The sequence below is a fragment of the Streptomyces inhibens genome (genome assembly GCF_022221585.1).
GTDB classification, from domain to species: Bacteria; Actinomycetota; Actinomycetes; order Streptomycetales; family Streptomycetaceae; genus Streptomyces; species Streptomyces inhibens.
On record NZ_CP084681.1, the window covers coordinates 5,504,475 to 5,517,073 of the forward strand.

Sequence of the window (12,599 nt, forward strand, 5' to 3'; positions counted from 1 at the left end):
CAGCGCCGCATGCCAGGCCGGAACCGCGAATCAAGGACCGAACGGTCAACGGCAGGATGCCGCTGTCTCCTCAAGCTGCAACGCCACTTCGGCCGGCGACGGCAGCCGGCCGGCCACCTCCCGCAGGCCCACCGCGGCCTCCCGGTACCGCGCCTTGTCGAGCAGGTTGACCAGCGCCTCGCGGATGACCGACGGATCGTTCTGGCTCCCCGCGTCACCGAGGAGGATTCCCACCCCGGACCGCTCGATCTGCTCACATCGCGGATGCTGGTCCATCAGCTGCGGCATCAGCAGCTGCGGCAACCCGGTCATCAGCGCCGTGATGCTGGAACCGCCGCCGCCGTGGTGCACCACGGCGTCCGAGATCTCGAACAGGCCCTGGATGGGGGTCGGTTCCACCAGCCGCACCTGCTTGGGCACCGGGCCCAGCAGCTCCTGGTGTGCCCGGTCCAGCGTGATGATCCCTTCCACGCCGTCCAGTCCGTCGAAGGCGTCAGCGACATGCCGGATCAGCGGCAGGCCGTTGAGCTCGACGGTCGACATGCCGAAGCTGGCGCACACCCGGCGGCCCTCGGGCGCGTCCCGCACCCAGTCGGGCAGCGTGCCGCCGCCGTTGTAGGGCACCGGCCTGATCGGGGTACCGGCCGGCACGTCCGGCAGCGCCCACTCGGCGGGGAACGGGTCCAGCACGACATCCGGGTCCGGTACCTCCTCCAACCCGTACCGCCGGGCCCGCCCGTGCAGCAGGTTCTTGGCGAGGCCGAGGCCGGCCGAACTCATCGGCTCCGCACTCCAGCGGTGATGCACACACGGCACCCCCAGCACCCCACCGATGAGGAGCCCGGTGTACTCCAGCGGATCGGTGATGATCAGATCCGGTTTCCAGGCGGTGGCGAACTCCAGATACGGTTCGAGCAGGTACTTGGCGTGGTAGACCCACGCCATGCCCACCTTGGACCAGGCCCCCGGCGGAATCTGTGCCAGGCCGGCCTCGATCGGCCTCAGGCCCTCGGGCAGCGAATGGAAGAACTCACCGGCGTCGAAGCGCGATCCGAGGGTCGTCGTCGGCAGCCCGGCGGCCCGTGCCATCCCGGTCACATCGGGCTGGCCGAGGAACATCGTTTCGTGGCCGGCTGCGCGCAGTGCCCACATCAGCGGCACGGCGGTCATGAAATGGGTGGTTGAAGGAGACGAGATGGCGAGTACACGCATGTGGAGATCCTTACTGCCGGTCGCAGGCGGCGGCCTCGGGCTCACCGCGGGTCAATGACCGTGGCGTGGCGTACGAGGGCACATATTTGGCCAGCACACGGCGGTAGTAGTCCTTGTCGAAGCCCATTCCCGCCACGTCCCCGACGAGCCTGCGCAGGCGTACCGTTGACACCTGCTGGTTTCCGCCGGTAGCGGTGTACGTCCGCTGCGTGGACCGGCCGAGGATCGCCTCGATGTCGTCGATGATCTCGTCGATCTGCGGAGCGGCACCGGACAGTACGTTGACCACGGTGCGGTTCACGCCCGTCGCGAGCAGCCGGTCGACGATCGTCACCACGTCGTCGATGTCGATGAGGTCCCGGCGGGCTCCCCGGAACAACCGGACACGGCCCGACATGACCTGCCGCACCATCGCCGGAAGCAGCTGGTGCGGCGGCTGCGCGGCCCCGACGACATGGCCGAGCCGTAGAATCAGGTAGTCGACCGCGGAAGCGGCGAGCACAGCCTCCAGAGCCAGCTTGTGCCGGCCGTAGGGGGTGGCCGGAAAGACCGGCCCGTCCTCACGCCCCGGCTCGCCGGGCGTCGAGTACATACCGGTGGACGCCGTGGAGAAGAAGACCAGCCGGTGCCCCTTCTCCTTGCACCGGTGGATCAGCTCGTAGAGCAGGCCCGCCTCACGGGCGAACGCCTCCTCCGAAGTGCCACCGGCGGCCGACACACCGGCCGCCGCCACGACCACGCCGGAATGCGCCGACGCAATCGGACGCAGGTTCCGGGCCAAAAATCCCTGCCCGACGATCTCCATCCGGCCCCATTTCCCGTACTGCCGGGCCGGGTCGGCCCGCTCAATGTCCGAACACATCGTCAATCTTCGTCATCAAGTCCTCGTCGAGAGCAGCACCGGCCGCCGCCACGATCTCCTCCAGCTGGTCCGGATCCGAGACTCCGACCACCGCGGATGCCACTCCTTGGCGCCGCAGTACCCACGCCACGGCCAGACCGGTCGTGGTCAGCCCGGCGTCTGCGGCGAGGGGTGCCAGCCGCTCCACACGGGCCAGCAGCTCCTCGTCGGCAAGGGCCGCCGCCATCTTGCGGCCGCCCGGCCCAGCACCACGTGAGCCCTCCGGGGCGGGCCGGCCCGGCCGATACTTGCCGGTGAGCACACCCGCAGCGAGCGGGGAGCAGGCCATCAGCCCCGCCCCGAGCTCCCGGCAGACCGGCGCGAGCCGTTCCTCCGCCGTGCGGTCGAGGAGATTCCACACCTCCTGGGCACAGACCAGCGGCACCCCGAGCGGTCCGGCCAACTCGGCGGCCGCCGCGACCTGTTCGGCACTCCAGCCCGAGACACCGATGTACAGCGCCTTGCCGCCCCGTACGAGGTCGGCGAAGGCCTGCATGGTCTCGGTCAGCGGAACCTGATCGTCGTAACGGTGGGCCAGATAAAGGTCGACATGGTCGGTGCCCAGCCGGCGCAGCGAGCCGTGCAGGGAGGCGAACAGATGTTTACGGGAGAGACCGCGCTCGTTCGGGCCGGGACCGGTGGGGAAGTAGACCTTGGTGATCAGTTCCAGGCCGTCCCGGCGGGCGCCGCGGACCGCGCGGCCGAGGAGCTCCTCGGCGCGCCCCGCGCCGTAGGCACTCGCGGTGTCGAAGGTGGTGATCCCGGCGTCGAGGGCACGGTGTACGGCCCGGACGAACCGGTCGGGCGCGTCACCCTCAGTCGCGGCCGTACCGCTGCGGTAGTCAATGTGGCCGGCCGCCATGGCCGAGCCGATCGTGACGGCACTGACGTGGAGTCCGCTTCGGCCGAGGCGTCGATGTTCCATGGCCACTGTCCTTTCGGCAGGGCGCCTTGCAGGGAAGTGCGGTCCTGACCAGGGGGTGTCGTCAGACTCCCTGAAGACCGCGGTTCCCGGCAGGCGCCGGGGGCGTGAGTGCGGCGACGGCGGCGGCCACGGTGGAGCCGATCGTGCCGCGGGAGAAATGGCTGAGCGGCAGGGAGACACCGAAGTCCGTCAGCAGGCCCTGCCGCAGCGTCATCAGCCGCATCGAGTCCAGGCCGAGGTCCCCGAGCACGGTCTCCTCGGCGAGTTCCCCGGCCTCGGCCCCGGCCAGGTGGGCGACCCGGCGCCGTACCTCTGCGCCGACCGCGACCGACCGCATCTCGGCGGGGAGCGCGGCAACCATCACCGCCAGGGCGGCGGCCGCCGTATCGGGGCCGTCGGCAGGGCCCGCCGTTTCCTGGACACGGGCCCGCGCCAGCGGTGCCAGCCGGCCGTCGAGATAGGCCTGCCGGCACGCCCGCCGCTGGATCTTTCCGCTGGCGGTACGCGGTACCGCAGCAGCCTCGACCAGCAGCACCTCGTGCACCTCCGCCGCCAGGGCCGTCACGACGGCGCGGCGGATCCGGTCGGCGAGCGCGTCGGGGTCGGCAGGCCGGTTCTCGCCCACGGCCTGGACGACAACGAGGAGTTCGCCCTCCTCGCTGTCGACCGAGAAGGCCGCGGACGCCTGGCCGGACAGCTCCGGTACGGCCGCCGCGGCGGCCGACTCGACGTCCTGCGGCTGGTAGTTCTTGCCGTGCAGGATGATCACCTCACGGGACCGCCCGCAGAGGAAGAGCTCGCCGCCGCGCAGGAAGGCGAGGTCTCCGGTACGCAGATACGGGCCTCGGCCGTCGGCCAGGCGCCCCTGGAAGGTTTCGGAGGTCTGTGCCGCCTTCTGCCAGTAGCCGTCGCACACCACCGGACCGCAGATCCACAGCTCGCCGACCTCGCCCTCGGTGAGCTCGCTGCCGGTGACGGGGTCGACGATCAGGAAGGTCAGATTCGGGCCGGGCCGTCCGACCCCGACGAGTTCACGTATCCGGTCGTCACCCGGACCGGCCAGTTGGGCCGTACCGCGCTCAAGGGCCTCCGCGTTCACCCGGAGCCCGAGCGTGCCCGGTCGCCGTGCCGCGGCGACGGCCTGCATCGTCTCCGTGAGCCCGTACGCGGGAAACAGCGCCTCACGGCGGAAGCCGGCAGGCGCGAACGCGTCGGCGAACCGGTTGAGCGTCCTGGCCTGTACCCGTTCCCCGGCGCACAGCGCGACGTCCCAGCCGGACAGGTCGAGCCCGGCGCGCTGTTCGTCGCTGACCAGGTCCACGCAGCGGTCGTACGCGAAGTTCGGCCCGCCGCCGAGCAGAGGTCCCGGGGTGTCGGATATCGCGCGCAGCCAGCGGTACGGCTCGGCGACGAAGTCCTCCGGGGTGAGGAATACCCCCGTGCCGCCGGACAGCTGGGACAGCAGCAAGTGTCCGAGCCCCAGGGCGTGGTACACGGGCATCCAGCTGACCACACTGCTGCCGGACGGCAGTTGGGCCAGCGCGCCGAAGGTCTCCAGCTGGGCCATGAACCCGGCGGAGGACACCACCACGCCCTTAGGTGTGCCGGTCGACCCCGAGGTGTACTGGATCGTCGCCAGATCCTCGGGCCGGACGGCCACCGGGGTCCAGTCGGCCGCCGCGATCGCGTCGAGTCCGTCGACCGGGATCCAGCGTGTCCCGGCGGGCCCGCCGCCCTGCGACCACAGTTCGCGCAGCGTGGGTGCATCGGCCGCAGTGACGAGCACGGCCGCCGGCTCACAGTCACGGCCCACCTCGGCGAACCGGCTGTCACCGGGCGCCGACGGGGCGCAAGGCACGGCTACCGCTCCGGCGTACAGGCAACCGAGGTACGCGGCGACGAAGTCGGGGCCGGGGGGCAGCGCCACGATCACCCGCTCGCCGGCGATCGCCGACTCCTGGAGGGTGGCGGCGACGGTGCGCGCCCGCAGGTCGAGCTGCCCGCGGTTCAGTTCGACGCCGCGCTCACCGGCCAGGTGGCCGGGGGCAAGGAAGCGCAGGGCGGGCGCGTCGGCCTTCGCCTCGGCATTGGAACGGATGGTGTCCACGATCGAGCGGGCGCCATCGCGGCCCCGGCCGGCGGCACGCTTCGTCATCTTGTCTCCCGTCGGTGCTTGGGCAAATTGGGACGTGGCCAATGCAGTCCAGCCTCACCGATACCGGGGACGGAGCGGGAGCCCCGACGACCCGGTCATTGGACCACCCTGCGGGGCGGCCGTCCGGGCACCCTGGACAGTGCCCGTTCGGGCACGCCGGGGGTAGCCGTTCGGGCACTCCGTTCGCCCCGCCCCTTCGACCCGCCGTGTGGAGCTTGGACAAAGATGTCCGCCAGGACGTGTCCGGTGGACACGCCCTGGCGGACATCTTCACGCGTGGTGTCAGCGCGCCGCCAACTCCGCCAGCCGCGCCACCAGTTCATGGGCCGAGGGCAGCTCTGCCATCTCCGCCGCCATCGCCTCGGAGTTCTTGCGGTACGACGGTTCGCCCAGCATCCCGGCAATGGCCCGGCCGAGCGCGGGAGGTTCGCCGGTCAGTGTCTCGGGCGCCAGGGTCGCCCCCAGCCCGTGCTCCACCAGTCGCTCGGCGCACCCGACATGGGCCGGGTGCGGCTGCGGCAGCACCAGCTGCGGCACCCCTAACGCGCATGCGGTCAGCGCGGTGCCGGCACCACCGTGGTGCACCACCAGATCGCAGGTGTCCAGGAAGAGGTTCAGCGGGGCCGGGTCGACCAGCCGCACGGACGACGGGAGCGGGCCCAGCCCGTCCCGCGTGCCGGTACCGAACGGCAGCACGAACTCGACGTCGCTGTTCTCGGCGGCACCGAGCGCGATCGCACCGATCAGCGCACGCCGCTCGGCCTCCAGCAGCGACCGCGAGCCGAGCATGCCCAGCGAGACGAAGACCCGGCGGCGGTCCGTGCCTTTCAGCGCCCAGTCCGGCATCGAACCCACGCCGTTGTACGGGGTGTAGCGCACCGGCACCGCCTCCGGCAGCCCCCCGAACTGCAACCGCGGGGGGCACGGGTCGACGACCAAGTCGGGGAGGGGAAAGCCGCCGGTCAGCCCGAGCCGGGCACAGGTGTCGGCCAGGGCCGTCCGGGCGTGCTCCTGGATCATCGGGCTGAGCAGGTCCATGCCCCAGCGGTGCAGCACCGAGGGGACGCCCAGCAGGCCGGCGGTGATCAGGCCGTTGAAGTCCAGCTCGCACAGGACCAGATCGGGCTGCCAGGCGCGGCCGAACTCCACATACTCGGCGATGGAGCCCTCCACCAGGCCCCGCCAGAACCCGGCCATCGTCTCCCATGGCCGGTGCTCGGCCAGCTCCCGGGCGGTCGGGGTGCCCTTGGTCCGGGGCGGCTCGGGCGTCTTGACCGCGCCGAGCCGGCCCGGCTTGACGTTGGCCGTGAACCCTCCGGCGCCCTTGCCGATCACGGCGGTTGCCAGCCCGGCCGTGCGGGCGACCTCCACGATGTCGGGCATCCCGGCCACGACGACCTGGTGATCCGCCGCGCGCAGCGCCCACAGGGTCGGGACCATCTGCATGAAGTGGCTCGGGACGAATGCGGTGACGAGTACACGCATGGAGTTTGCTCCTAGGGGTTCGCATGGTCGCGTCCGGGCCGCGTCCGGTCGCGACCGGACGGGGCTCCTGCCTCGGTGGACGCTGCCATGGCGCTCTCGGGCACCTGCCGAGAGAGCTTCGAACGGCGGGGGATCCTCCCCCGGGCACCCGTCAGCAACGATTCACTTGCTCTTCTCCACGAGGCCCACGATCCGAGGCACGAGGTCGGCCGGCGAAGGCATCGCCTCGTTCTCCGCCTGCACCTCGGCAGCCGCACGGCGTAGCTTGTCGTCATCGAGGAAGCGCCGGAACAGAGCCGGCCCGATCTCGTCCGTGTGCCCAAGCAGACCGACGCCACGCCTGCTGATTGCCTCAGCGGTCCGATAGTGCCCGATACCGCCCGGGAAGATGAGTTGGGGAACTCCCACGGCCATGGCAGCGAGCACGGTCCCGGCGCCTCCATGGTTGATCACGGCGGTGCAGTGCGGCAGCAGGTCGGCCAGCGGAGTCCAGCCCAGAGCCTGGACGTTCGGTGGCAGCGTGCCGTACTCGGACGGGTCGAATCCGCTGAGCGCCAGCAGGAAGTCGGCGTCCACTTCGCGCGCGGCGTCGATGATGCGTCCGACGGGGCCCATGTCACCTGTGGTCAAGCCCATCGTCACGGCGACGGTCGGGCGGCTGTTCGTCACAGTGAGGTCCGCCAGCGGAGCGCTGCCGCTGTAGGGCACATTGCGCATCGGCCAGCCGTACTGGCCGTCGGGCTCGACGCTGGGCGGGACGATGTTGATGACCGGTTCGTCGGCCGGCAGGCCGGTCACGCCGAACCGGTCCAACGCCTCGGGCATCCATGCAACGACCCGCTCGCGCAGTCCTCGTGAACTTTCCACCGCGATGTCGTGCTGGATCGCGGGTACCCCGAGCACGGCCGCGCACAGCGCTCCGGCGATCGCGCTCGTATCGTGTATCACCACGTCGGGCCGCCACTTCTCGGCGGCCTCGATCAAGCCCGGCGCCAACCGGCTGTTGAGGGCGCCGTAGATCTCGTCGAGAGTGGCGGTCTCCGCCGCGGTCGGCTCGCGCGATTCGAAGAGCCCTTGATGCCGTTCGAAGAGTGGCGCGAACAGGTCCCTGATCTCGAAGTCGGGCGCGATGCCGACGGTGCACAGACCCGCCTTGCGCACCACCGCTCCTTCCCCGGACGTCGCGAACACCACGTCGTGTCCGGCGGACCGCATCGCCCAGGCCAGGGGTACCAACGGCAAGGTGTGGGTCGCTATGGGAGCGGTGTGGAAGAGCACCCGCATGAGGCAAATCCCTTCTCGTCGATGGCGCCCCCGGCAGGGATGGAGGTGCTACGTGGCGTCGATTCGCCGTATGTCCAGGGCCACCCATGCTGTTCCGATGCCGTAGAGCATGGGTGGAGACCGGTTGGTGAACCGACCGTGCCTGTCTCACTTCGGCACGCCCCGCACGACGCTCTCGGACGCCTGTCGAGCGGGCTTCGAACGGCGGGGGGGAGTCTCGGCCCGGGTCGGAGCTCTCCAGCCCGTCCCGCCGTCGCCGCAGCAGGTGCGGTGCACCACGAATGAGGTGAACATGCGTGTGCTCTTCGTGAGTCACTACGGCCCAAGCCACGTGCCCTGGCTTGTCCCGCTCGCCTGGGCCGCTCAACTGGCCGGTCACGACGTACGGTTCGCGGTCCAGCCACAGTCGGCCCCCACCGTTCGGGAGGCCGGTCTGATCGCCGTGCCGATCGGCGACGAGTCGGTCGCACGGCGACCGGAGAACATGGCCGGGCTCGGAAAGAAGATGACGACCCGGCTTCCCGACCGGTGGAGCGAAAAGCCGGAGCTGGGCGACAAGGAGTTCGCGGCGGCGCTGGCCCAGCGGCTCTTCACGGTGGCGGACGGGGTCCTGGACGACCTGGTGGCCTTCGCCCGGGCCTGGCGGCCCGCCCTGGTCGTCCACGACTCCGCCTCGGTGGCCGCGGTCGTGGCGGCCGGCGCCCTGGGCGTACCGGCCGTCGGCCATGTGCACGGCATGCCGGGCGGGATGTTTGTGGAGAAGAAGGAGGACCTTCTCAAGGGCTATGTACGGCTCTTCGAACGGTTCGGCCTGGAGCCCTTCGTGGGCCGACCGGTGTGGATCGACCCGTACCCGCGGAGCCTGCGCTGGAAGGGTCCGGTCACCCAGCGGCCCATGCGCTTCATTCCCTGGAGCGGCAGCGCTGAGGTGCCGGACTGGCTGGAGGGCGGGCAGGCGCCGCGGGTCTGTGTCACCGGTGGCCTGACCACATCGGAGATGACCGCGGTGCTCGGCCCGGTCATCGACGCACTGACGGGCAGCGGTGTCGAGGTGGTCCTGGCGCTGAGCGGCGGACAGGCCGCCGAGGTACGCGGGCAGGGCCTGCTCCGCGACGGCGTGCGGGTGCTCGAGTCGTTCCCGCTCAATGCGCTGATGCCGACGTGCCGGGCCGTCGTACAGCACGGCGGCGCGGGGTCGACGATGATCGCCCTCGCGCACGGTCTGCCCCAGCTCGTTCTCCCGGCCAGCCCCATTCAGCAGGACTGGGCCCGGCGGGTCACCGAGGCCGGCGCCGGTCTCACCGTGGACCTCGGTGGCGCCGGCCCGGACACCGCGGCGCTCGGCGAGGCCGTCGGTGCGCTCCTGGAGACCGCTTCGCTGCGGAAGGAGGCCGGGCGGCTCCGGGAGGAGATCGAGTCGGCGCCACTGCCCGGAGAGCTGGTCGGCTTCCTGGAGAGCATCGCGGGCCGCTGACACACCGGCCCGCCACCGGTGTACGAGGGGAAGGGGCCGCACCCACCGGGTGCGGCCCCTTCCCCTCGTACCGGGATCACCCCGGTACGGTCGCCTCGATCATCTGCAGGTACGAGTTGATCCCGGTGACGGCGCCGACCGTCAGACCGGACTTCTCGATCAGACCGGTCAGGCCATCGAGGGTGTGCTTCCGGCCGCCGACGTTCAGCAACAGCAGCATGTCCATGGCCGTGGTGAACCCGGCCTCGGAAGAGCCGTCGATGATGTTCTCGATCACCAGCACCCGGGCGCCGGGCTCGGCCGCGGCGGCTACCTGGCGCAACGTGCCGATGGTGCTGTCGTCGTCCCACTCCAGGACGTTCTTCAGCACATAGACATCGGCGCGTACCGGAATCTCGTAACGGCAGTCTCCCGGGACCAGTTCGGTACGGCCGGCCAGCGAGCCGCCCTCGGCCAGCCGCGAGTCGACGTTGCCGATCACGTTGGGCAGCTCCAGCAGTGTGCCGCTGAGCTCCGGGTACTTCTCCAGCAGGGTGGCCAGCACCAAGCCCTGGCCGCCGGCGATGTCGACGACCCTGCGGGCCCCGGACAGGTCCAGGGCGTCGGCGATATTGCGTGCGGACAGCTGGCTGGACTGGGTCATCGCCTTGTCGAAGATCTTGGCGGACGCGGTGCCGTCGGCGTCGGTGTGCAGGTAGGTGAAGAAGTCCATGCCGTACAGCTCGTCGAAGACGTTCTTGCCGGTCCGTACGGCTTCGTCGAGATGGCCCCACAGCGTCCAGGTCCACGGCTCGGTCGCCCACAACGAGGTGTATTTCAGGCTGCGTTGCGCGTCCTCCCGCAGCAGCAGCGAGGACTCCGTGTGTGTGAACCGGCCGTCCTCGGTCTCCGCGAAGATCTCGCGACAGGCCAGGGCGCGCAACAGCCGGGCCAGGGTGTCCGGTTCCGTATGGGTGGCTGCGGCGAGTTCGGCGACGGTCGCGGGGCTGTCCCCGAGGGCGTCGGCGACCCCCAGCCTTGCGGCGGCGCGGACGGCCGCGGCACCCGCGGCGGCCAGCGCCAGTTCACGCAGCCTGCTCACTGCGGGCGGAATGGCAGCACCTTGAGCGGTCATGGTCAGCGCACCTCGACAGCCGAGTGTGCGGACACCAGCGTGAACGGGCCGGGATCGGCGCTCGTGTGCTTCTTCAGTTCTTGCAGCGTGTGCTGGAACTCCGGGCTGGTGAAGGTCTGCCGGTGGGAGTCGGCGTCGTCCCACTCCGCGATCTCGACGTACGAGCGCTCGTCACGGGCGGAGCGGAACAGCTGGTGCGAGCGGAAACCCGGACGAGTCCGGACGAAGTCCGAGAGCACGCCCAGCAGCCGACGGAACTCGGCATCGTCCCCGCTCACGGTGTACCGGTTGATGAAATGGTGCACGTTCTTCTCCTGTTCTTCTCAGTTGGCACGGGGCCGGCTGCCGGCCCGCCCGGCGATGAACTGCTCACGCAGCTCCCGGCGCTGGACCTTGCCGGTGGGAGAGCGCGGAATGTCGGAGACCAGCTCGATGTGCCTGAGCTGCTCGTAGTAGGGCACCTTGGCGTTGACGAACTCCGCGAAGGCGGCGGTGTCCGCCGTTTCGCGCCCGCTCTTGGGCACCACCACCGCGTGGGCGACCGCACCACTGAACTCGTCCGGCCAGTCGAAGACGACACAGTCGGCCACATCCGGGTGGCGCAGCAGGATCCGCTCGATCTCGGTCGGCGACACCAGCCAGTTGTCGCACTTGAAGACGTCCTTGAGCCGGTCGACGACGAAGAGTTGGCCCGCGTCGTCCACATAGGCGATGTCCCCAGTGGAGAACCAGCCGTCGGCGTCGGTGAACGACGCCCCCTCCCTGCCGAGGTAGCCCCGCATCAATTGCGGTCCACGCACCTGGATTTCGCCCCGGGCGCCGATCGGCACCACGGCGCGGGTCTCCACGTCCACGATCCGGCAGTCGGTGCCGGGTACCGGCAGGCCGGACGAGCCGATGCGCGGGTTGTCGAGATCGCCCAGATGCGTGGACGGCGCTGTCTCGGCCAGCCCGTACCCCTGCACCACCGGCACCCCGAAGTGCTGGCTCAGCGCGGTGGTCACAGCCGGGGCGAGCGCGGAGCCGCCGGAGAGGACCGCCCGCAGCGCGGGCGCCTCCAGCGCGGTGAATCGGGGGTCGGCGGCAAGGCGCGCGAGGCGCATGGGCAGGCTGTAGTAGTGGGTGGCCCGGTGGGCGTTGGCTGCGTCGACCGAGCCGGCGATGTCGTTCGAGGGCCACAGGACATGGGTGGCGCCGGCGGTGACGGCGATGCTCAGATGCATCAGATGGAACGTCGGGAGGTAGTTGAACACCACCGATGACTCGGTCAGCCGGTGGCCGTAGGCGGTCTGCGCCGCGTTCACGATCAGGTTCCGGTGGGTGAGCCGCGCCGCCTTGGCAGCTCCGGTGGTGCCGCTGGTGAACTGCAGGCACGCCACGTCGTCGCCGTGCGGGTACTCGGTGGCGGCCGGTGCGGCCCCATCGAGCAGCTCCCGCAGCGTCGGCAGCGCCGCCAGTTCCGCGTCGCTGTCCTCGCCGCGCGCCGTCAGCACCACCGTCTCCAGTTGCGGCAGCCTCGAACGCACCGCGGCCAGCCGCCGGTACACCTCGGGGGAGACGATCGCGGCCCGCGCCCCGCTGGTGGCCAGTACGTGCACCAGCCGGTCCTCGGTGAGGAACGGGTTGACGATCGCGCTGACATTGCCGGACCGGGAGATCCCGTAGTAGCCGATGGCGAAGGACGCGTCCAGCACGGCGGCCAGTGCGATCACCACGTCGGGACCGCCCAACAGCCTGTGCAGAGCGCTCGCGCACCGGTCCACGTCCGCGTCGAGCTCGGCGTACGTCCAGTCGCCGGACGGCGAGCGCAGCGCAGTGCTCTTCGGCGCCCGGCCGGCGGTCCGGCCCAGCAGCTCGTCGACCCTGCCGACATCGATCAGATGGCCGATCTCCGACAGCGGAGGGCCGGAGAACACACTGCCCGCCGCCGCGGGCTCGCTCCTCGTCATCGTTCCGGGATTCCTCTCCTCGCATGTCGGACGGTAGGGCGACCGTGCCCGAAGAGGTTGGGCTCCCGATCGAGGTCCGGCCGAGAGCGGCCCCGGCGCT

10 protein-coding genes are annotated in these 12,599 nt (G+C 70.7%); 1 reads left to right on the forward strand and 9 read right to left on the reverse strand.

The window, feature by feature from the left end; genetic code table 11:
- Positions 1–45: 45 nt before the first annotated feature.
- From KI385_RS25125 to KI385_RS25150, 6 genes are all read right to left on the reverse strand, one after another.
- Positions 46–1,212 carry a nucleotide disphospho-sugar-binding domain-containing protein gene (locus KI385_RS25125; RefSeq protein ID WP_238574382.1) on the reverse strand — a complete coding sequence of 389 codons (1,167 nt, stop codon included), beginning with the start codon at positions 1,210–1,212 and terminating at the stop codon, positions 46–48.
- A 10-nt stretch (positions 1,213–1,222) separates the two neighbouring features.
- Positions 1,223–2,074, reverse strand: coding sequence for an NAD-dependent epimerase/dehydratase family protein (locus tag KI385_RS25130; RefSeq protein ID WP_238574383.1), 852 nt, complete (start codon positions 2,072–2,074; stop codon positions 1,223–1,225).
- Entirely contained in the window at positions 2,058–3,038 is a 981-nt protein-coding gene (locus KI385_RS25135) for an aldo/keto reductase (RefSeq protein ID WP_238574384.1), read from the reverse strand. The genes KI385_RS25130 and KI385_RS25135 overlap by 17 nt, the downstream gene beginning before the upstream one ends.
- Positions 3,039–3,099: 61 nt before the next feature.
- Positions 3,100–5,193, reverse strand: coding sequence for an AMP-binding protein (locus tag KI385_RS25140; protein ID WP_238574385.1), 2,094 nt, complete (start codon positions 5,191–5,193; stop codon positions 3,100–3,102).
- A gap of 282 nt (positions 5,194–5,475) precedes the next feature.
- The gene (locus KI385_RS25145) at positions 5,476–6,678 is read right to left on the reverse strand and encodes a nucleotide disphospho-sugar-binding domain-containing protein (protein ID WP_238574386.1); all 1,203 of its coding nucleotides are present in this window, start codon (positions 6,676–6,678) and stop codon (positions 5,476–5,478) included.
- A gap of 162 nt (positions 6,679–6,840) precedes the next feature.
- Complete coding sequence (locus KI385_RS25150) at positions 6,841–7,962, reverse strand: nucleotide disphospho-sugar-binding domain-containing protein (protein ID WP_238574387.1); 1,122 nt, start codon at positions 7,960–7,962, stop codon at positions 6,841–6,843.
- A 292-nt stretch (positions 7,963–8,254) separates the two neighbouring features.
- On the opposite strand from KI385_RS25150, the gene KI385_RS25155 reads away from it, so the two are divergent.
- Positions 8,255–9,436, forward strand: a complete 1,182-nt coding sequence (locus KI385_RS25155) for a nucleotide disphospho-sugar-binding domain-containing protein (RefSeq protein WP_238574388.1) — start codon at positions 8,255–8,257, stop codon at positions 9,434–9,436.
- A gap of 76 nt (positions 9,437–9,512) precedes the next feature.
- Here the strand turns inward: KI385_RS25155 and KI385_RS25160 are convergent, their stop codons facing one another.
- From KI385_RS25160 to KI385_RS25170, 3 genes are read right to left on the reverse strand one after another with little or no spacing between them, the layout of a single operon-like run.
- Positions 9,513–10,550: a methyltransferase gene (locus KI385_RS25160; protein ID WP_238574389.1), complete on the reverse strand. Its 1,038-nt coding sequence runs from the start codon at positions 10,548–10,550 to the stop codon at positions 9,513–9,515.
- 2 nt (positions 10,551–10,552) lie between these two features.
- Positions 10,553–10,855, reverse strand: coding sequence for an antibiotic biosynthesis monooxygenase family protein (locus tag KI385_RS25165; RefSeq protein ID WP_238574390.1), 303 nt, complete (start codon positions 10,853–10,855; stop codon positions 10,553–10,555).
- An 18-nt stretch (positions 10,856–10,873) separates the two neighbouring features.
- Positions 10,874–12,499 (reverse strand): class I adenylate-forming enzyme family protein, encoded by a 1,626-nt coding sequence (locus KI385_RS25170; protein WP_238574391.1) that lies wholly within the window; start codon positions 12,497–12,499, stop codon positions 10,874–10,876.
- Positions 12,500–12,599: the final 100 nt, after the last annotated feature.

Bases quoted from the DNA above. Each gene is read 5' to 3' on its own strand.
- KI385_RS25155 (WP_238574388.1), top strand. From the start codon at position 8,255: ATGCGTGTGCTCTTCGTGAGTCACTACGGCCCAAGCCACGTGCCCTGG.
- KI385_RS25140 (WP_238574385.1), bottom strand. From the start codon at position 5,193: ATGACGAAGCGTGCCGCCGGCCGGGGCCGCGATGGCGCCCGCTCGATC.
- KI385_RS25130 (WP_238574383.1), bottom strand. From the start codon at position 2,074: ATGTGTTCGGACATTGAGCGGGCCGACCCGGCCCGGCAGTACGGGAAA.
- KI385_RS25125 (WP_238574382.1), bottom strand. From the start codon at position 1,212: ATGCGTGTACTCGCCATCTCGTCTCCTTCAACCACCCATTTCATGACC.
- KI385_RS25145 (WP_238574386.1), bottom strand. From the start codon at position 6,678: ATGCGTGTACTCGTCACCGCATTCGTCCCGAGCCACTTCATGCAGATG.
- KI385_RS25150 (WP_238574387.1), bottom strand. From the start codon at position 7,962: ATGCGGGTGCTCTTCCACACCGCTCCCATAGCGACCCACACCTTGCCG.
- KI385_RS25135 (WP_238574384.1), bottom strand. From the start codon at position 3,038: ATGGAACATCGACGCCTCGGCCGAAGCGGACTCCACGTCAGTGCCGTC.
- KI385_RS25170 (WP_238574391.1), bottom strand. From the start codon at position 12,499: ATGACGAGGAGCGAGCCCGCGGCGGCGGGCAGTGTGTTCTCCGGCCCT.
- KI385_RS25160 (WP_238574389.1), bottom strand. From the start codon at position 10,550: ATGACCGCTCAAGGTGCTGCCATTCCGCCCGCAGTGAGCAGGCTGCGT.